At 43.5% G+C, this 21,026-nt stretch carries 16 protein-coding genes; 3 read left to right on the forward strand and 13 right to left on the reverse strand.

Annotated features, from left to right (window positions below; genetic code table 11):
• Nucleotides 1-219: 219 nt before the first annotated feature.
• The 5 genes from dnm_RS22225 to dnm_RS22245 all read right to left on the reverse strand — a co-directional run bounded on the left by dnm_RS22225 (nt 220) and on the right by dnm_RS22245 (nt 6,305).
• Nucleotides 220-411, reverse strand: a complete 192-nt coding sequence (locus dnm_RS22225) for a hypothetical protein (RefSeq protein WP_207679084.1) — start codon at nt 409-411, stop codon at nt 220-222.
• A 402-nt stretch (nt 412-813) separates the two neighbouring features.
• Entirely contained in the window at nt 814-1,488 is a 675-nt protein-coding gene (locus dnm_RS22230; protein ID WP_207679085.1) for a PTS sugar transporter subunit IIA, read from the reverse strand.
• Nucleotides 1,489-2,120: 632 nt separating this feature from the next.
• On the reverse strand, nt 2,121-4,844 hold the full coding sequence (ppdK, locus tag dnm_RS22235; protein WP_207679086.1) for a pyruvate, phosphate dikinase: 2,724 nt from the start codon (nt 4,842-4,844) through the stop codon (nt 2,121-2,123).
• A gap of 178 nt (nt 4,845-5,022) precedes the next feature.
• Nucleotides 5,023-5,202 (reverse strand): hypothetical protein, encoded by a 180-nt coding sequence (locus dnm_RS22240; protein WP_207679087.1) that lies wholly within the window; start codon nt 5,200-5,202, stop codon nt 5,023-5,025.
• Between the two features lie 362 nt (nt 5,203-5,564).
• Nucleotides 5,565-6,305: a S24 family peptidase gene (locus dnm_RS22245; protein ID WP_207679088.1), complete on the reverse strand. Its 741-nt coding sequence runs from the start codon at nt 6,303-6,305 to the stop codon at nt 5,565-5,567.
• Between the two features lie 660 nt (nt 6,306-6,965).
• Here dnm_RS22245 and dnm_RS22250 point away from each other — a divergent pair.
• A complete protein-coding gene (locus dnm_RS22250) occupies nt 6,966-7,406 on the forward strand; it encodes a PTS sugar transporter subunit IIA (RefSeq protein WP_207679089.1) in 441 nt (146 codons plus the stop codon).
• A gap of 125 nt (nt 7,407-7,531) precedes the next feature.
• Here dnm_RS22250 and dnm_RS22255 read toward each other — a convergent pair whose 3' ends face one another.
• The 7 genes from dnm_RS22255 to dnm_RS22285 all read right to left on the reverse strand — a co-directional run bounded on the left by dnm_RS22255 (nt 7,532) and on the right by dnm_RS22285 (nt 17,073).
• A complete protein-coding gene (locus dnm_RS22255) occupies nt 7,532-8,281 on the reverse strand; it encodes a DUF364 domain-containing protein (RefSeq protein ID WP_207679090.1) in 750 nt (249 codons plus the stop codon).
• Between the two features lie 68 nt (nt 8,282-8,349).
• The gene (sppA, locus tag dnm_RS22260; protein ID WP_207679091.1) at nt 8,350-9,324 is read right to left on the reverse strand and encodes a signal peptide peptidase SppA; all 975 of its coding nucleotides are present in this window, start codon (nt 9,322-9,324) and stop codon (nt 8,350-8,352) included.
• Nucleotides 9,325-9,374: 50 nt separating this feature from the next.
• Nucleotides 9,375-11,267 (reverse strand): pentapeptide repeat-containing protein, encoded by a 1,893-nt coding sequence (locus dnm_RS22265; protein ID WP_207679092.1) that lies wholly within the window; start codon nt 11,265-11,267, stop codon nt 9,375-9,377.
• 1 nt (nt 11,268) lies between these two features.
• Complete coding sequence (gene ybeY, locus dnm_RS22270) at nt 11,269-11,754, reverse strand: rRNA maturation RNase YbeY (RefSeq protein ID WP_207679093.1); 486 nt, start codon at nt 11,752-11,754, stop codon at nt 11,269-11,271.
• Nucleotides 11,654-14,116, reverse strand: a complete 2,463-nt coding sequence (locus dnm_RS22275) for an HD family phosphohydrolase (RefSeq protein WP_207679094.1) — start codon at nt 14,114-14,116, stop codon at nt 11,654-11,656. The genes ybeY and dnm_RS22275 overlap by 101 nt, the downstream gene beginning before the upstream one ends.
• A 51-nt stretch (nt 14,117-14,167) precedes the next feature.
• Nucleotides 14,168-15,154, reverse strand: a complete 987-nt coding sequence (locus tag dnm_RS22280) for a PhoH family protein (RefSeq protein ID WP_207679095.1) — start codon at nt 15,152-15,154, stop codon at nt 14,168-14,170.
• 1,277 nt (nt 15,155-16,431) lie between these two features.
• Nucleotides 16,432-17,073 carry a peptidylprolyl isomerase gene (locus dnm_RS22285; protein WP_207679096.1) on the reverse strand — a complete coding sequence of 214 codons (642 nt, stop codon included), beginning with the start codon at nt 17,071-17,073 and terminating at the stop codon, nt 16,432-16,434.
• Between the two features lie 414 nt (nt 17,074-17,487).
• Between dnm_RS22285 and dnm_RS22290 the strand changes: the two genes are divergently transcribed.
• On the forward strand, nt 17,488-18,207 hold the full coding sequence (locus dnm_RS22290) for a hypothetical protein (RefSeq protein ID WP_207679097.1): 720 nt from the start codon (nt 17,488-17,490) through the stop codon (nt 18,205-18,207).
• 745 nt (nt 18,208-18,952) lie between these two features.
• The gene (locus dnm_RS22295) at nt 18,953-19,507 is read left to right on the forward strand and encodes an RpnC/YadD family protein (RefSeq protein ID WP_207679098.1); all 555 of its coding nucleotides are present in this window, start codon (nt 18,953-18,955) and stop codon (nt 19,505-19,507) included.
• A gap of 696 nt (nt 19,508-20,203) precedes the next feature.
• Here dnm_RS22295 and dnm_RS22300 read toward each other — a convergent pair.
• Nucleotides 20,204-20,584, reverse strand: a complete 381-nt coding sequence (locus dnm_RS22300) for a substrate-binding periplasmic protein (RefSeq protein ID WP_207679099.1) — start codon at nt 20,582-20,584, stop codon at nt 20,204-20,206.
• Nucleotides 20,585-21,026: the final 442 nt, after the last annotated feature.

Consider the following 21,026-nt stretch of genomic DNA (forward strand, 5'->3'; position numbering starts at 1 on the left):
TTCCGTCTGCTCAAACGACGGGTTATGACTACAACTATTTGTAATAACATCATATTTATATATTACTGCTACTCATCAGGCGCGTCTTTAGACATCGCCTACAGGAAATTGTTCTGCATTCTCAATGATTGGATTCTTTGCCATGAGATCAGCGGCATGCGAGAGCATGGACACAAGGGGGTCAGGTTATGACATTCTAGGCCCGATATTCCAGTTTAACTATAAGATCCAAGTACCATAGTAATATTTATCAAGAATATCTCCGGCCTCCTCTTTTGTCCATTTTTCGATCCCGAGTTTTTTTATACGGCAAAGATTGAAAACTTTCGTATTGTGCGGTTTCATAGCCTGATCACTGTAGCGATGGAGATATTCACATGGAAAATCATCACATTCCGCACATGTTTTCATATTCGTTTTGGTAGTCCTGCAAGGGTAGTGATGCATCCCGTTCAGTCCCCCGGTTATCGGGACACTGAATCTCATTCATCACTACTTGTGCAGGACTACCTCCGTTTTTTCAATACATTTGTAAACTCTGCATTCCATAGAAAAATGGGCGCATTTACCATTATCGTCTGAGAGCTGTTTGGGAAGAATCATAAACTTACTGTTTCCTCTTTATAAGCAGAAAGCTAAAAATTATCAGCAGATCGAAAGATTTTTCAGGCCACAGGGAGTGCGGAAATTCCGCTTCGCTTCATTTCCGCATTCCGGAGAATTGTCATCTGAAACAATATGTCAAAATTCTTTTCGATCTACTGCTTATCATTCTGCTTTCCATTTCTCGTTTTGCTTCCAAGAAGATGATTGTCAGTCGAGTTTCTTTTCAAAATCAGCGATTTTCGAAAGCAAATCATCTGAATTCGGGGAGGTTTTCAGAAAATCCACAAAAGAGCTGTCCCGAACACAAAACGCCAGTCTTGAAAGCAGATGAAGGTGCATTTTTGTGGAGGTACTCACAAGGATGAACATGACAAACACCGGCTTGTCATCCACAGCATAAAACTCCACAGGATTTTCAAGAAAGCATGTGGTTATCAGAGGTTCCTTTGGCGGGACGGACAGCGGTGAACGGGGATGCGGCATGGCCACCCCTTTGCCAATTCCTGTGGATGTAAGTTCTTCTCGTTCAAGGAGTCTTTCATACAATTCTTTCCGATCATCTTGCGATAAACACGACATATTCTCCACAGCGGCTTTAAGGACTGTTTTTACATCATTCCCCGGTATATTATGAAAGACACCGCCGCGCGCCATTACAGGCAAAAGATTTTCCAACCGGGATTCCGGCTCCTTTTGACCCCCCTTTTCAGGCAAGGAAAAATTAAGGTTGTGATCTGCGGCCCATTTTTTCAAAACAGATTTTTTGTATATGTAACCATCGGCCGTCTTCTGTATCGGAATTCTGCCCTGGCGTACCCATCGCTCTATGGTGTTTATCGGAAGGTTAAGACACCGGGCAACTTCATTTATTGTAAGTGTCATAGTATTAGAAAAGAAAATCAGGAAGTAAGAAATTTACCATATTTTAACTCCTAACCTTCAATTTTATGATTTTTTAAAAACAGAACTACAGGGATGGGATTATAAAGAAGTTTTTTTCTCCCTTTCTTATAAGCCGTCCTTGTCATTCTGACCAAATTTTATAAAAATTTTTTTAAGATCAAAAACAACAGGAAACTCGCATAAGAAAAGGAAAATTTTTTCCTTTTCTTATCTGATTTCCTTGTCGTTGTTACAGAATTTTATAATTTCCTATATAAACGCTCATGAAAAAGCCGGGTTTTTCGCCCCCGGTCATGAAAATATTTTCAGATAAAAAACCCGGGTTTTCAAAATGTATTTTCACGGTAACGCTCATGAAAAAGCCGGGTTTTTCGCCCCCGGTCATGAAAATATTTTCAGATAAAAAACCTGGGTTTTCAAAATGTATTTTCGCGGTAAAAAATAGAAACTATCTGTTTTCATTTTTTTAATCAAGTCTTAATTCAATGGGTCGGACAGTTTTTATAACCTGATATTTTTATGGGGGCTAAGTGTTGGGTGTGTCCCGCTTTTTAGACAAAAAAATATACCTTCCGGAAAACAGCCCGGCAATCAATTGCCGGGCATAGGACTTATTTTTTACGCAGAGCCGCATGAGCCGCGGCCAGCCGTGCAATGGGCACACGGAAAGGTGAACACGAAACATAATTCAGCCCGAGTTCATGGCACAGCGCAATGGACTGAGGATCCCCCCCATGCTCGCCGCAGATGCCGCATTCCAGCCCGGGTCTCACCGCACGCCCCTTTTCCACGGCAATTTTCATTAATTCCCCCACACCGTCCCGGTCAATGGTGTCAAACGGATTGTCCGGCAGAATTCCGTTCTCCATGTACTCAATCAGAAAACCTGCTTCCGCATCATCCCGGGAAATCCCGAATGTTGTCTGGGTCAGATCATTGGTTCCGAACGAGATGAATGAGGCATATTCCGCAATCTGGTCTGTTGTCAGGGCTGCACGGGGAAGCTCTATCATGGTGCCGAATTTGTAGTTAATTTCGACCCCCCGCTCCTCCATGACAATCATGGCCTCAGCTTCAAGCACTTCCCGCTGTTTTTTGAGTTCATTAACATGAGTGGTCAGCGGAATCATAATTTCCGGACGAACATCCACCCCCTCTTTGCTCACCATACATGCGGCCTCGAAAATGGCACGCACCTGCATGATGGTGAGTTCCGGAATGAGAATCCCCAGGCGCACCCCGCGCAGTCCGAGCATGGGATTGGCCTCATGGAGACTTTCAACCCGTTTGAGTATCCTTTCCTTATTTCTGACTTTGCCCAGGAGTTCATCAATTTTTTTGAGTTTGCCCGCATGTTGCAGGCGGATCTTAAGATCAGCCAAATCTCGCAACAGGTCCACCTGGCTGGGCAGAAATTCATGCAATGGCGGATCAATCAGGCGAATAATTACCGTGAGACCGTTCATAACCTGGAAAAGACCTGCAAAATCCTCTCGCTGAAATGGCAGCAGTGCTTTGAGGGCCTCACTTCGCTCAATGGGCAGATCAGCCATGATCATCTTCTGGACATGGGGAAGCCGGTCAGATTGGAAAAACATATGTTCTGTGCGGCACAGACCAATGCCCTCGGCTCCGTACTCCAGCGCACGCCTCGCATCATGGGGATAGTCAGCATTGGTCCAGACCCCCAGGGTTCGAAATTCGTCAGCCCATGAAAGCAGCTTTCTCAGCCAGGGATCTTTGATATCAGGAATCATGGTGGCCAATTTCCCCGCATAGACTTCGCCGACAGTGCCGTCAATGGATATCCAGTCTCCCTCTTTGATGATTTTGTCCTTTACAGCCATCTGCCGGCGGCCCATGTCAATTTCAAGCGATGAGACACCGACCACAGCGGGTTTGCCAAACTGACGGGCAACCAGGGCCGCGTGGCTGGTGCGTCCTCCCCGGCTGGTGAGAATTCCCCGGGCTGCTAACATGCCATGCACATCATCCGGTTTGGTTTCGGGCCGAACCATGATAACCTGTTTGCCCTCTTTTGCCCATTCTTCGGCCAGATCCGCTTCAAACACGACCATTCCCACGGCCGCACCGGGTGAGACATTAAGCCCTTCGGCAAGCATATTGCCTCCGGTCCGGGCCATTTTTGCGGCTTCGGGGTCAAACTGCGGATGCAGAAAAAAATCAACCTGTTCCGGTGTCACACGCAACACCGCTTCTTCCCGGGTGATCAGACCCTCCTCGACCATATCCGCGGCAATACGCACAGCAGCCTGGGCAGTGCGTTTGCCGTCCCGGGTTTGCAGCATCCAGAGTTTGCCCTTTTCAATGGTGAATTCCACATCCTGCATTTCATGATAGTGTTTTTCCAGACGCCGGGCGATTTGTTCAAATTCTGCATAAGCTTTGGGCAGTTCCGTTTTCATCTGCGTCAGGTCTTTGGTCAGACGAATGCCGGCCACCACGTCTTCTCCCTGGGCATTTGTCAGATAATCCCCCTCAATCTGATTCTCTCCGGTGGACCCGTTGCGGGTCATGGCAACGCCGGTGGCGCTGTCTTCCCCCATATTGCCAAAAACCATTGTCACAATGCTGACCGCGGTGCCGAGGTCATGGGAAATACCTGCTGCATTGCGATAATCAACAGCCCGTTTGCCATTCCAGCTCTTAAAAACCGCTTCCGTGGCAAGCTTCAGCTGCACATATGGATCATCTGGAAAATCAAGTTTGGTGCGGCGTTTGAAAATTTCCTTGAATTTTTCTGTTACTGACTTCCAGGCGTCTGCTGTCAGTTCAGTATCTGTCCGGACACCTTGTTTTTTTCTGACCTCAGTGAGGATTTCTTCAAATGCCTCATCAGGCACACCCATTACGACATTGCCGAACATCTGCACAAGGCGGCGGTAGGCGTCATACACGAAGCGTTCGTCCCCGGTCAGTTCGATCATGCCCTTAACGGTTTCATCGTTCAGCCCAATATTGAGTACGGTGTCCATCATTCCGGGCATGGAAAATTTGGCACCGGAACGGCAGGAAACCAGCAAAGGGTTTTCCCGGTTTCCGAATGTTTTCCCGGTTTCCGCCTGGATAGCTGTCAATGCTTCCTTTTCCTGTTCCCACATCCCTTCGGGAAAACTTCCGCCTGAGGCCAGATAAGCGTTGCAGGCTTCGGTTGTTACGGTAAATCCGGGAGGAACCGGCACACCAATACGCGCCATTTCCGCCAGATTTGTCCCCTTACCTCCAAGAAGTCCGCGCACAGCTTCCCAATCGCCGCCGACATGTTTTTCAGCCTGGTCAAGTTCGTTGAACAGATATACCCATTTTTCAGACATGTTAAACTCCTCGCGATAGAAAATATAAGGTTAAAAAAAATAATTTTTGCCATTTATGCTATCTACAGAGTCACAGAAAAAATAATTGCATTTGAAATAAAATTCAAATAGCAATATACATGCGGAGTGTTTCAGACGCAATATTTTTATTAAAATTTTTTTGGGTGTGTCCCGCCTTTTACACAAGGACAGGTTTTATGTGTAAAAGGCGGGACGCACCCGTTTTTTTGCCACGAAGGCACGAAGTCTCACGAAGTCTCTTTGCGGTTCCTTTTTTTGCCACGAAGGCACGAAGGCACGAAGTTTCACGAAGTCTCTTTGCGGTTCCTTTTTTTGCCACGAAGGCACGAAGTTCCACGAAGTCTCTTTGCGGTTCCTTTTTTTGCCACGAAGGCACGAAGTTTCACGAAGTCTCTTTGTGGTTCCTTTGTGTCTTTGTGTCTTTGTGGCTAATTTTTACGGAGGCTTACAAATCGGATTCAGAAGGGAGAGGAAAAATCGCTAACGCGAAGTCCTTGACGTTGCGTTATGCGATATTGTGAAACGCTGTCGGATTTTGAAAACTATCTGATAGTTCTCCTGATTCTGAGGAATATCAGGGCAGGACGGATTCTGAAAAACAAAAGAAAATCATGTCTCATGAAACACCGCAGAAGAACCCGGGCGAGTACCGTGAGATGAAGTTGGATAGTTATAACGAAAAATAAAGAGGTTCTTCTGTTACATATCTTCCAAACTCCGCCATATCCACACGGCCCGGCCCACACATAATTCATTCCAGTCCAGTTCCGAGAGTTCCGGGGGGTATTCGGGATCACTGCTCAGAAGGACAAATCCGTGTTTCCATTTTTGTACCCGTTTCACCGCGGCGATATTCTCCCCGTTCTGGGGATAGTTCACAGCATAAATCTTATTGTTCAGCAGTTCACGGTCATCCAAATCTATCACAACAACGGAACCCGGGGGAATGACAGGACTCATGCTTGTTCCCCCGACCTTCAGTCCTATGAGCTTATGGTTCATTCTTCCGGTCAGTTCCTGCTGATACAGAATAATGGTTGATACTGCCTGTTCATAAGGATCGAACATCAGTCCCTTTTCCCCCGCGGCCAGCTTCCCGGATTCATAAAGTGGAACCGCCCTGTAATGTTCAATCTGCTCCTCCAACACCGCTTTTTCCCGGTCAGATTCCACCTGAATGATTAACGAATCCGGTTTATGATTTCCCTCAAGCAGTTTCCGGCCCAGCGCGAAGAAGTCAAGCAGATCATCATATCCGAACACTTTTGCAATCCTGGCCTGGGTCTGGGGGCCGTAAGATTTTTTGGTCATCATCTCGCTGATGGTGCTTTCGCTGACCCCCGCGACCATGGCAACGGCTTTCTGGCTTTTAAACTCTGAATTTTTAAAGCAATATTTGAAAGCAGCCCGGAAAAGGTGTGTTGTCTGTGGAATATCCATAACATCGTTCCCTTTGAAATTAATTAATAAATACGATCATGACCGGCTCACCCACAACGGAATATGAAAATTTGGTAGTCCTGCACAAGCAGTGATGAATGAGATTCTGTGTCCTGATAAATCGGGGGACTGAATCTCATTCATCACTACCTTTGCAGGATTACCAAAAATTTAAAGATGTTTTCTAACACCTAACACTTAACACCTAACACCTAACACCTAACACCTAACACTTAACACCTGACACCTGACACCTGACACCTGACACCTGACACCTAACACCTGACACCTGACACCTGACACCTAACACCTAACACCTAACACTTAACACTTTCATATAAATCATTATTCGCAAAACACGAATATAAAAGCAAGTAAAAACGGAATATTCGCTAAAATAGAATTTTAGTGTTGACATGACAGATATAATTCGCTAAAAACGAATTATCAAAAAAACTTGATGATCAGGTTTTTTCAGTTGCCTGAATTTAATGATAATTTTCAGACAGGAACGGTGAAGACCTCCGAGGTTTTGAAAACCTCGGAGGTCTGACATCCTATCAAATCCTTGTAGTGAAAACAGCTTTTATGATTTCCCGTTTAAAGAACAAAACTTGAACATGAGAAATAAATTTTAAAAAACAAATTCGGAGGCTTTTTATGGTAGGATTAGTGGTGGTGACACACAATCAGTTGGGGAATGCGCTCATTGATACTGCCGAGGCGATTCTTGGCAACCGTCCCGAAGCGCTTGTATCGGTTTCCGTAAGCTCTGGCGAAGATGCAGGAAAGCTGCGTGGGAAGATTGCCAGGGGAATCAGGGCAGCAGACCGGAAAAAGGGAGTTATTATTTTCACCGATATGTTCGGCGGGACCCCTTCCAACCTGAGCTATTCTTTTTTAAAAGAAGGTCGTGTGGATGTGATATCCGCGGTCAATCTTCCTATTCTGCTCAAAGCCGTCAATTTCCGAAACCAGATGAATCTTGCCAGTCTCTCGAAATGTTTGGAAACTTATGGTAAAAAAAATATTTCTCTGGCAAGTGAAATTTTGAAAGGAAAGAGAGAGGCGTTGTGTCCGTTTGACAGAGAATATCAGTAGTACCCGACCGCAATGAATTTGACGGGTGAAAGACCTCCGAGGTTTTGAAAACCTCGGAGGTCTGATTTTGTCTGGACGGGTGAAAGACCTCCGAGGTTTTGGAAACCTCGGGGGTCTGATTTTGCCTAAAAAAGATCCAGAAAGGATTTTTTGCTGAATCTTTGGATAACAGGTGTTCCGGTTCCGTGCCGAACCGCTTTTAACACTTTTTCTTTTTCAACCGGAACCGTGCCGGCAAGCATCTGTACCGGCAAATTTTCAAACGCTTCCCTCACCATGGGCGTACTCGGTCCGATCATTACGGTTTTAACAGTTTCACCGGTCCGTTCAAGAATTTCCTCAGTTGTATTGTTCAGAATGGATGTTGAAGTTAAAAACAATACATCAGCCCAGTTTTCAAGCTTTTCATAAAAATTTTCTTTTCCCCCCAGTCCTCGGAAGCTGTCCATCACTTCCAGTTCAGCTTTTCTTTCCTTAAACAGTCTCATCATCGGACCAAAAAACCCCACCATTGCCACCTTGGTGCCTTGTCCGATATTAAATTTTTCAAACATGATGGTGTTTTTGCGATCTTCGGGCAGTGAAAGTGCGCTTTCATAATTCAGTGCATTTATCAGCGCAAGGGCCATGCTTCTTTGGACAGTATCCGTGCTTCTGATTTTTTCAAGCAGCCCGGACGCGGATTTGCCCTCGTAATCATCATAATCCTTATTCAGAGCGCAGGATTTTTTACTTTCAAAATAAGTATAAGAAATTCCCATCCCGCCATCTGACGTGGTAACAGCCGTATATCCCAGCCCCAGACTCAGCACCTCAATTGTCACACTTTTCGCCTTATCCGCAAATAAATCATACAACCTGTCATTTAATTTCATCAAAAATCCCCTTTTTCTGAAATTGAGAATTGAGAATTGAGAATTAACGTCCTTTTTCAATTTTCAATTCATCTGTTCCACAGATAATAAAAACCTGTTCGTAAATTGGTTATGGCTTCTGGCAATGCCATCTTGATTAAGGAAAAATTTCCTCCGTCGTTGTAATTCATGACAGAGGTGTTATAAATATTGTCATCCGGGTATTCGGTGCGGCGATAAACAACGACTTTTGCGTCCGGGGCCAGTCCCGCGAGAGACTTTGCCTTTAAAACAGCGTCGCTTAAATATCCGATGTTGTCTATAAGCCCCAGTTGCTGCGCCTCCCTGGCGAGGCAGACACGGGCAGTCGAGATGCGGGACAAAGCGTTCTGATCAACTTTGCGATGAACTTTCACAAGGTTTAGGAATCTTTCCTTGAGTTCGTCAACCATGTGTGCCAGGATTTCCGCTTCTTCCTCAGTGGGTTTCCGAAAAAGGGAACCCATATCCTTATTCCTGCCGGATTTGTTTATCTCCACATCCAGACCGATTTTCTCCATGAGGCTGTTCAGCCTGGGCCGTATGAACAGAATCCCCACGGAACCGGTAATTGTGGTGGGATGGGCCATGATAAAATCCGCGGGAAGCGAAATATAATATGCCCCTGATGTGGCGATATCCATCATAACCGCGGCGATTTTAATTCCTGTCCGCTTTTTGAAAGCCATTATTTCATGATAAAGCAAATCGCTTGCCGTGACTGTGCCGCCGGCAGAGTTAATCTTTAAGAGAACTGCCCTGATCTCGTCATCTTTTTCAGCTTTCCTGAGCTGGGAAACAACAGTCCGGACAACACTCGGTTTGGAGCGAAAAAATTGTGTGCCCGGAGCATCTGAAATAAATCCGTTTACAGGAATCACCAACACCTTTCCTTTTTCCTCACCTTCAAGGGTGAACTCCTGAAGCGGGTCAGAAGTGTCAGTGAAGAGTTTTATCTGAGGTGATACACAGCCATTTAAAAAAAGCAGCGCGGCTGTGAAAAGAATTAAAATATATGTCCGCATAAGCAACATCCCTCTCTGATCTGTCTGAATAATAACGCTTTCCGGCCGGATTAAAATAACCCGGTGATAAGCATATTGATAATAGGCAGCGTATTTGACAACGTAACAAGGATAAACGCCAGCACAACAAGTCCCAGAAGCCATTCAGACCAGACAATATATCGGCAGGCGATTCCCATAATTCTTCCGGAAATTGTCGTATCTCTGTAACCGATTTTAAACAAGATGACCATGCTGAATCTGTGAGCGTTGTACAGTGCGTTGTTTGTCCTGGGTTTATATCTGCCCGTGAGGTAGTAACGGGGAAATTCAAAAAGTCTTTGTGTGAACGTGAAATCCTGCCGGACAGGCGGAGGCGGAGATCGCCTCAGTGTTCCTTTGGCAAAATAAATTATTGTAAAAATAAGATGAATCAGGAGAGACCACAAAAGTATCCGCCAGATATTTGTTCCGTAATGACAGGTGATTCCCCAGAACAGCCATTCTGACTCTTTCTGAATTCTCAGCCATACGTCATTTCCCTGTCTTGCCTCCTCCAATTCCGCCAGATTCATATGATAATACGCCTTATTCGCATCATCCAGATCATTATGCATGCGGAAGTTTTCCTCCAGGGTTTTTAATACTTGGGATAAAGCCTCCACGCTTTCTCCGGAGTCAGCTTCCGTCTCTTTATTGGCCTGATCTGTGTCTTCCTCCATATCTGCAAAGCTCTTTATCCTTTCCCTGGTTTCACGCACCCAGTATTCAGTATCCGGAAGCTGGTCCCATTGGATCACCAGCGTGTTAAAATTCACATAAGAGAGCGAAAATTTCTGTTTATTCTTCTCAGAGCCGGTTTTAAAAACAGCGTCTTTAAAGTTGGCATGGTTTTTAAACGTGGTGATTTCAAAAGCTGTATTTGCAGGAAATTTTGTCCGGGTAAAATAGGCATCAGATTTAAAGAGGGCGGATCTGAAAACCAGGGCAAAATGCTTATTCTTCTCATTATCACCCACAGGCACGCCAAATTCCGCATCTGAAAAATCCACATCCTTCTCAAAGATAATATCCTGAAAATGCGCCTCTGAAATTCTGGCTTTCCTGAAGTCCATGCGCCCTTTTATCGTACTCGGAATTTCAGTGTTGGTAAAGTTGAGGCTTCGGACAGCAGCCTTGAAGAAAGTTGTTTTATCATCAAAAGCCGCCTGAAAAAAATTTGCCGAACCATTAAATTTTGCGCGTGAAAAATATGCCTTGCTTTTGAAAGCTGTTCCGAAAAAAAGGGCTTCGTTTTGAAAGTCCGCCTTACCAAAAAAGGCTTCGTTTTCAAATACGGCTCCGAAGAAAAACGCCTCTTTTTTGAACACATTGTCAGAAAAGTTTGCAACATCATGAAAAACCACATTTGAAAAATCTGCTGTATTGCCGAAATCGCTGTTTGAAAAATTTGCAATTTTGCTGAAAATAACATTTGAGAAATCTGTTTTATCCATGAAGCCGGAGGATCCGAAAAATACGACATCTGAGAAGTCGGCCATATTGCCAAAGGCACTGTCTGAGAAGTCGGCCTGGCCGACGAACACGGAACCTCTGAAAGAAATGATATCAAAGCTCGTGTGCTTTGCTTTAATGGAAAAAGCGTTTTTCTTATCAAAACGGATTTCAGAGCCAATGATTTCTATTTTGTTCTGAACCGTCAAACCTGAAAAATCCAGCCCCCCTTCTATAATCGCATCACTGATTTTTATATCTCTGTCTGTTTTTCTTATAATATCAAGCAGATCATTTCCCTGAATAACATATTCCCGGACGGTTTCACCGCTGCGCAGTTCTGATAATATGGCCTGATGACTCACAGGGCCTTTATGTCCTCTTTTATTATCGGATTCCTGAGCAAAAAGGTCAGAACCCGAAATAAGCAGGACTGAAAAGATAAAAAGAATGATAAATGCGGATTTCATTTCAAAGCAGAGAATCAGTGGGAACCCCGCCAATCAGTTTCAGGAGTTCATTGGTTTTCATTTCCATACGAAGTGCTTCCGCCTCTGTCTGTTCATGATCATAACCGATCAGATGAAGAATGCCATGGACCAGTAACTGGGTAAAACGTTCTTCCATGGTGATTCCTGCTTTTTCCCCTTCTTTCCGGGCAGTGTCCACCGAAATCACCACATCCCCCAGCAGCTTTGGCATTATATTTCTCTCAGGCTTCCGGATATCATCTTCCGCTTCAAAATAATCACACATGGGGAAGGCTATGACATTTGTGGGGCCTTCTCGTTCAAGATATTCTTTGTTCAGCTCGGCGATCCGGAGATCATCAACAATAAGAATGGAAAGCTCGTCATCAGGACACGCCAAGGCGTTTAAGACTGCCTGAGCTGTTTTCCGGACTTTTTCGGGGTTTATCTCCAGCCGGGTTTGGCTGTTGCTGATCAGAACGCTCATGTTTCTCCTTTTTTTCCTTTTTTTCTTTTACATTGCCCGAACCTGATTTTTCGGGATATTCAATGCGGTGATGGTGAATTCCGTTTAATATTTTATTAAAACTTTTTGCGATGTTATGAAGGTCTCTCAGGGTCAGTTCGCAGTTATCGAGCTGACTGTCTGAGAAAATGGCGTTTATCAGCTTGTGAACATGACCCTGAATTCTGGAAGGCGTTGGATTTTCAAGGGTTCTTGAAGCGGCTTCCACGACATCCGCCAACATGACAAGCCCGGCCTCACGGGTCTGGGGCCGGGGACCCGGATATCTGAAATCTTCAATTTTTACAGCATCTTCTCCTTTTAACTGCTTTGCTTTTTCATAAAAGAATCGTATAAGGCTTGTTCCGTGATGCTGCTGGATGGTGTCAGTGATCACCTGGCCCAGTTTATATTTTTTCGCGATCTCAACCCCGTTTTTGACATGAGAAATCAGGATGAGACTTGACATGGAAGGGGCAAGCTTGTCATGTCTGTTTTTGCCGTCGCTCTGGTTTTCAACAAAATACAGTGGTTGTTTCAGCTTACCGATATCGTGATAATACCCGCACACTTTTGCAAGCAGGGGATTGGCACCGATCTCAGAAGCCGCTGCCTCGACCATGGACCCGACCACAACAGAATGATGATATGTGCCGGGTGCCTCCATCATAAGCCTGCGAAGAATGGGCTGCTCAAGGTTTGCAAGCTCGTGAAGGGTGATATATGTGGTATAACCAAAAGCGATTTCCAAAAGCGGGGCAAGACCGGCTGTGATGATCCCCGAACCCACGCCGCCGCTAAATGCGAAAGCCCAGTCCCAAAAAAATTCCGTGACAGAATAATTACCCATATAAATATTCGTACTTGTCGCAAGAATCACATTCAGAAAACCAAGCTTTATACCTGCTTTTATAAATACTTTGCGTTCCTTGCATTCCTGCATCCAGTAGGCCCCCATAATACAACTCAGCAGATAATAGACAAAAATTTCAAAGCTGTTTTGAAAGATGACTGCCGTGGACACGGCAATTACTGTGGCAATGGAGACAGCCATTTCAAGTCCCATAAACAGACAGATGGTCATGGTGCTTGCGGCAAGCGGTATACCAAAAGACATTGACGAAGCAGATATGGAAAAAGGGCCGGTCCGGGTCAGTGATTCAAATGAAATGGCTGATATTTTGGGAAGGAAAAAAAACGCGATCAGGATGCTGGCCATGAATACCAGGTCTTTGTTATGTCTGCATGTCTGTTGAGCATGGCGATTCAGATAGAGCGTATATGTTATCAGAAGCAGACACAGAAGCATTCCCGCGGCTCCGAAACTTTTCGCATATATTTTCTCCTTTTTTTTATCCGCATTCAATTTTTTTAATTTCAGCAGTTGGAGTTCCGTGGCCCTTTCACCTTCGCGCAGGATCATTTCTCCGGCCTTTATCTTATAAAGGATCGGTTCAACTTTCTCCGCGGCCGCCCGCTTCCGTTCTTCAGTTTCACTTCGGTTTAATGTGATATTGGGCTGTATGAGATTCTGAGAAAATTCCACAATCACGGGGATCAGAGCCTTGTTGATATTTTTCACCATCGGTTCCGCTATAATTCTCACCATCTGTTTATACTGCTCAGGTCCGTAAAATTGTTTTAAATCCTTTAACTTATTAATTTCAAATTCTTTCTGTGTTCCGACAGTCCTGAGATTTATTCCTTTTTCTCGGATAAGGACCTCTTTATTTGCCACCACTCCGTTTTTTAATATATCTGTTAAAATTCGGATGATTATATCTGAAATTTTTTGGGAAAACTGTTCTTTTTCCAAAAGAACAAAAGCGTCTTCACTGACAGAAATACCGAGTTTGTTCTCAAACGCTTTTTTCATTTGCTGAATTTGGTCATGCAGGGATATTTTTTCGATGAGTGTCTCAGATTCGGAAGATTCAGCCTTTTCTTTGTCGCTGGTTTCTTGTTTTTTTTCCTTGATGACTCCGGTATCCCGAACTCCCTGTTTTTCAGTTTCAAAGATTTTTCGCATATTCCCAAATGCCTGATTTACCTGTCGGATTAATTTGGGCAGGAGCGTTTCATCATGATCATAAACCGTCAGGATTTTTTCCGCGACCTGCTCACGCGCTGTCTTTGTCGCTTCTTTATTTATTATGGAGAAATCCCTGTGCGCTTTTATATCCCTTTCAGCAACATCCCCTACCTGATAGGAATGCTGCCCGCTGGTAATAAGATTCGGATAGAGAATAATTGTGAACATGCTCATGACAATAACGAGAATGCCCCATCGCACCCATTTGCTGGAACCGAAAAATTTACTGAGCGATTCTTTTCGTTTTTTCATCTGGTCAGCTTTCAGTTGTCAGTTGCCGGACAACAAATTCCAAAGCACAAATCATTTTGTTCTGCTTGCATCCAATTCTTCATAAGCCCTGATAATTTCCTGAACCAGCCTGTGCCTTACCACGTCAATTTTTGAAAAAAAGACGAATTTTATGCCGTCAATTTCCTGTAGGATATTTTTTGCTTCTATAAGTCCTGAAGCTTTATCAACCGGAAGGTCAACTTGCGTGATATCACCTGTGATCACCGCCTTGGAACTGAATCCGATACGGGTCAGGAACATTTTCATCTGCTCTGATGTGGTATTCTGGGCTTCGTCCAGAATGATGAAAGAGTCATTCAGGGTTCTGCCGCGCATAAACGCAATCGGTGCGACTTCTATGACTCCCTGTTGCATCAGATTTGATACTTTCTCAAACCGCATCATGTCATGAAGCGCATCATAAAGCGGTCTTAAATACGGATCAACCTTTTCTGTGAGATCTCCTGGTAAAAATCCCAGGGCCTCACCTGCTTCAACCGCGGGCCGGGTAAGAATAATCCGGCTTACCAGTCCTTTTGAAAACGCGGCAATGGCCATGGCCATGGCCAGGTAGGTTTTCCCTGTTCCCGCGGGTCCGACCCCGAAAACAATATCAAACTTCCGCATCGCGTCAATATATTCTTTCTGAGCCTGACTCTTGGGCGTTATCGCACGTTTTTTTGAAGTGATATAAACCGTATCCATAAAAATTTCTTTTAGTTGGATACGATCATCCTTGCTCAGGGCTCTGACCGCGTAATCAATGTCATTAGGATAGACAGGATACCCGCTTTTCAGCAGACCATAAAGCTGTCTGAGTACATTTTGCGCAAGGCTTGCCGCAATGGAATCCCCCTGGATAAATACCGTGTTTCCTCTTGCATGGATTGTAACGCCTACGGATTCTGCAATTTTTCGGAGATTATCATTATGCTCACCGAACAACTGTCTTGATAATTCTATGTCCGAGAACGTCACTTTGGTCTTTTTATCGTTGTTATTGGAATTATCATTCATATAATAAGATTAAATTTTCCCCCTTTATTATTTGGTTATGGTAAGAGCAGATGGATTGTAGAGAAAACTGCTCTTTTTATTTTTCTCACATATCATAGTTTTTCAGACAATTGCAAACCAGAATTTTCAGTTGGTCATAACAAATTCAATATTAATGTAAAAACAGTTGGTTAATGCCAAAAAACACTCTGTTTTTTCATAATACCGCTGATCTCATGATTTTCCTTCCATGGTTCATGTGGGAAAGCCTTTGAGACACCGCGTCCCGGATGACATGCGGAATCACCAAACTGCATTCCCACATGAGGCTCGGGAACGAGAGGAGCGAGAGAACAAGGGGGGAATGAACGAGGGAACATTGAACAAGGGAACTTCAAATAAATAATATACCCAGTTCGGAAAAATGTGGTGTAGGGTGGGTGAAGCGAAGCGGAACCCACCGGACATCAATAATATACCCAGTTTGGAAAAATGTGGTGTAGGGTGGGTGAAGCGAAGCGGAACCCACCGGACATTCCACTCTGGCCTGAATATGAGAATTTTAGAAAAATATTCCGTAAAAAGCAAATATTATTTTTCATTTTAAATCGGTCTGGTCCGCCGAGTTATGCAAAGGCACTCCTGTAAGTTTTTCTTTTTATTTGCACCTTATCAAATATTGAGCTGTTTATCAAGAACAAATTAAAGTGGTTATGTCATTAATACCTATAACTTTGAGAATAAAAAAAAATTATGAAACTCAGCATTAAAATAACGATGTGTTATGTTTTCTGTATCCTGTTTGTGCTGATCTCCTGCACATCAAATCAGAGATTTAAACGGAAAGCGTTGGAAAATCATCGAAGCTGCTCATCCCCATGCAATCCTTGTCACGCGGAAGCACCACAGGATTATTGAAAAAAAACCGCCAATGTTAATCATACAGATGAGGACATGGAAAAACTCGCAGAAAAAATCGGTCTCATACCAATTCACTATTGAAATCAAGTATTGAAAAAGTACAATTATCTGCAACAGAACAAAATAAAGCTTTTGTATAGTATGATTTCAAAACTCAAACGGTATCAAAATAGATTGGAATACAACAGACAGAAAAATTGACTAGTACACGACCCAACAATTTCAGACGGGCAAAGACCTCCGAGGTTTTGAAAACCTCGGGGGTCTGATATTCAGTTCACCCGTATTTCAGGATTATTTCATCATGTTTTTTTTAAGTCGTGAGTTTTCAAAAACAGGAGGCAGATCCGAACGGATTGCCCCTTCATAAACACTGCTTACTCTTTTTTAACACTTTCCTCAGACGCTCCTTCAGTCTTAATAGGTACAATTTCCACTTTCATTTCAATTCGTTCCAACGGATTATTCCGACGGTCTTTTTCTTGAGAAACAATTTTATCCGCGACTTCTGTTCCTTTGATGACCTCACCGAAAACAGTGTATTTGCCATCAAGGTGGGGGGCGTCAGCCACACAGATAAAAAATTGGGACCCGGCACTGTCAGGATGACCGGACCTTGCCATTGAAAGTATTCCCTTTTTATGAGATTTGTCATTGAATTCCGCTTTGAGCTGATACCCCGGTCCTCCTGTTCCATGTTTTGATTTGTCAGGATTTTTCGAATTGGGATCACCGCCCTGGATCATAAAACCAGGAATGACTCTGTGAAAAGTGGTGCCGTTGTAAAATCCTTTTTTAGCCAGTTCAATGAAGTTGCTGACATGATTCGGTGCGACTTCCGGAAAGAATTTCAGAGACATATCACCGAATTTTGTGTGAATGACCGCGTTTGTCATTTGCATTGCCTTGATTTCCTGCTCATTGAACGTTTTATGCCGCACTTCCCCGGATATCACCTGGGAAGCTGTCACAGACAGCAAAAAAAGCAGTCCCATAAAAGTAACAACACTTTTTTTCATTAAATTTCTCCTCCTGTTAATAATTTTTTCCTGTAAATTTTTTTAAAAAAAGGGCTTCAGATTTTCGAATACCGAAAATATCCCCGTATAACTAAAAACATTTAATATAAGCTTACTGTTTCAAAAATGCAATCTGAATTTTCTAAAATTCGCCAGGACTGTTTCGCTCCCCTTGCAGGACCGGGGTTGTAAACTCATCCCAGGCATTTTCTTGCAACCCTGTCCTGCATAAACAGGATAAAACAAAGCATTCCTCGAAAAACTTGTCAAAATTGAAAAAATATATTATGGTTTCAAATCATCATCTGTCAGCTTTCAGATAACAGTCACAGTTCTGTAACCATAACAACATATGAAAGTTTAATAGTCTTTTTCTTAGGCCTGACATTTTCCATGAAAACCCAGGAGGGCATTATGAATAAAAAAAATCAAGCGATTATGGTGTGTTTAATTTGTCTGATTTTAATGTGTATTGGAGCATGTAGTAAAAAAGACGCTGAAATGTCTCAGCAAAAAAATCCCAAGACATTCACTTTCTTTGATATTGACGCAAATACAAGACTTACTGAAAGGATTAAGTGGAAACTCAAAAATAAACTGGGTTCTGATGTCCTGGAAAGAGGGACGCTGGCAGATATGACAACAAACTACAAAGGATTCTTACAAAACTATTTTCCCAAATTATATGAACTCAGCAGAGAACTGAGATATGATGATGTGATGGATACTGAAGACAACCCGGTTAAACTGACGTACAGACATACACAAAATAAGAACACGCCGTTTGCTTATGTTGAGATTGTGTTTTCAGGTCATACAAAAAAGCCTTTGTTTTTCAGAATAAAGACCAAAAAACAAAGGTCGGATGTTATTGACGTACTCAGAAAAAAATACGGAGACCCTGCTGTAACAGACTGGAACGAAAACGTCGCTTATGGTAAAAAAGGGCGTTCCTTACATTGGAATAAGGATAATGATATTTTAATTGTATCAATTGTTCCGGACAGATTTGGTGATCCTGAATATTATATCATGATATATTATGTGAATAACTTGGAAGAAAACGCTGGTATAAATAAAGAGAGGAGAGAGCGGAAACAAAAGGAAAATAAAACAATTGATAATGCATTTTAATATCAGTTTGTTAAAGAACACAGAGAATTGTCAGTGACATGCTCTGAAAAACTGATGTGTCAGAAAAATGTTTTTTTTGTGTATTTTTTATAGGGCAGATTGAATCCAAAATTGCCCATTTTTGCTTGACATCATTGGAATGATTTTCTATTATTCTTTAATATGTTATATTCCAGTTACACCTGAAGCTGACTTGGGTTTCACGCTTTGCTTCGTCTCTGTTGCATTCAATTCAGTTTATAAACTTTCTGACCTTTTGCTCAGACCAAAAAATTCATAATGAGTATGATTATTATTAAATATACAGCCCGTTAGGCAAAGGAGTCCGGAGTGCCAAACTTTCAGTTTGGCAGGAAGTCTCCGGTTTACGGATCTTTCGTTTTGCTACAGGGATTTTGTATAAGAAAAGAGATTGATAAGAATCTGCACGGATTAGGAATTATAATTCGGGCGGGGAAAACCCCGTGGGGGCGGCATATTTACAGCTTTCAGTTTGGCACTCCGGAAGGTGAAACAGGAGGTAAAAAAACAACGGACAAATGACGGATGAAAAAACACAGGACCAATATGACTCGCCGTGGAAGGAACTGCTGGAAAGATATTTTCGTGAGTTTCTGGAATTTTTCTTTCCTGACGCGGCGGAGGGAATTGACTGGCAGAGGGGCCACGAGTTTCTTGACAAGGAATTTCAGCAGGCCGTGCGTGACGCCGAACTGGGAAAACGGCTGGCGGACAACTGGCAAAGGTGTGGCAGAAGAACGGGGATGAGACGTGGCTGCTGGCGCATACCGAAATTCAGGGAAAGTACGAGCCGGGTTTTTCCGAGCGGATGTTTGTGTATAATTACCGGATTTTTGACCGCCACCGGAAGCCGGTGGTGAGTCTGGCCGTGCTGGCGGACGAAGGACCGGCATGGAAACCCAAGCCGTTTAGTTACGGGCTGTGGGGATTCAGCATCACCATGGAATTTCCGGTGGTGAAGCTGAATGATTACCGGAAACAGTGGGATGAGCTGGAAAAAAGCCGCAATCCGTTTGCCGTGGCCGTGATGGCGCACCTGAAAACTCAGGAGACCCGCCATGACCACGGGAACCGCAGAAAATGGAAGCTCCGTCTGATAAGAAATCTTTATGAACGGGGATATGACCGGCAGGATGTCATAAATCCTGATTATAACGGATTTAGGGGAGGGCACAACATCCTGAAATTATTATGCCGGAAGATGCCGTTTTCCCCGCATGTCATTCCGGGGAAAATTTTAAAAAGCCTGTGCCCGTGCAATGGTTCGGACAGTTTTTAACGGCGGATTCCGTAAAAACCGCCCTGTTTCCGGAATCGGAAAAGTTACATTTTTTGTAAGTTTTTATTGCTGTTAATTTAAGACAGTTATACAAAAACTTACAAATTTTGTAAGTTTTTCCTTTTGAAAAAAATGACAAAATTTGCAGGAAATTTTTCAGGTCGGAGCCGCATTTTATTTCATGTCAGCCCGGAAGCTGACATGCGAATAAATACGGCAGGCCTGTAAAATAAAAATGATATCATAAGGATAAGTTCTGTCTCAGTGAAATTTGTCTGCAAAAACTGTCCGAACCATTGAATCCTTTGCCGCATAAACGGCGGGTTCCGGTTTGAAATCGGAATGACAGTGCCGCCGGGAAGCCTCCCCTAAATCCGTTATAATCAGGGAAACGCGGATACCGCGCTTCGTGTTTTTCCCTGTCCTCCGTACTGTTTCCGAACGGAAAATACGGATTCTCCCCGGGGAAATAAGAAGAATTTTCCTGCTGTCTGCCAATAGTCTTTGCCTCGGATGTGAATGTCATGTTCCGGTCTCCCTGTTTTTTAATATCAGGTTGATAAAATATAATATATATAATACAGGTTTGTCGTTAAGTCATCCGAAAACCTTGTCAGACAGGAAAGAGAAAACATAAAACTGACATTCATCACCCGGATATTTATGATAACCTACTGATTTATAAATAATTTGTTTTTAACACGAATTACCAGAGAACCAAACATTTTCTTCGGAGGTGATGCTCATGCCGGGAAAATAAAGGTATTCGAGACGTTCTTCTGTGCGCCCGGCACAGCAGACGCTGTCGTTTACCCCATTTTCAACATATTTCATGGCCCGTTTCCAGGGAACAGGCTTGATTGAGACTTCCCGCCCGAGGCGACGGGCGGCTTCCTGAATAAGCTCGACAGTGGCTCCGGTCAGCTTTCCCCCTTCATCATGATACACCAAGGGAGGATCAATAGTGGTTGCAACTGTCAAAGGCTGAGCCTGAGCATTGCCATACAGAAGAAAGAAGACAAAAAAAAGACGGCTTTTTCCCCAAACACGCTGAGAAATTTCATGGAAGCACTTCATAAACAAATAACACCTCTTTACGAAATCTGCCGGAATGGTGACATAGATTCCGATGGTTGCCTTTCTTCAACCATAAATTTTACTGCGTTTTATTCCAAAAGATGGCTAACATTTAGTTATGCGGCACAAATCGGACAAAAAAAATCGCCCTGCGATTTTTTTTGTCCGATTTGTGCCGCATCAACGGCTGGTTATATTAAGCCGGTGTTAATGACCGGCTATGGGTGAAAGCACCTTTTTCCGTCTTCCGGATATGTTCTTTCCCCCTCCCCCGTCTCTGTTTTTATTTCGGTTTTTCTGAAAATTATGTCTTCCGGATGACATGATCTCCCCTTTTTTTATGCCGGTTCCGTTCTCAGGACACACCTCCGCCCCGTGACTTCCGTTTCCGAACACGGAACATGATATTTTATTTCGGTAAGATGTGACATACTATATTATA

This window comes from Desulfonema magnum (assembly GCF_017377395.1).
Taxonomy (GTDB): Bacteria; Desulfobacterota; Desulfobacteria; order Desulfobacterales; family 4be13; genus Desulfonema_C; species Desulfonema_C magnum.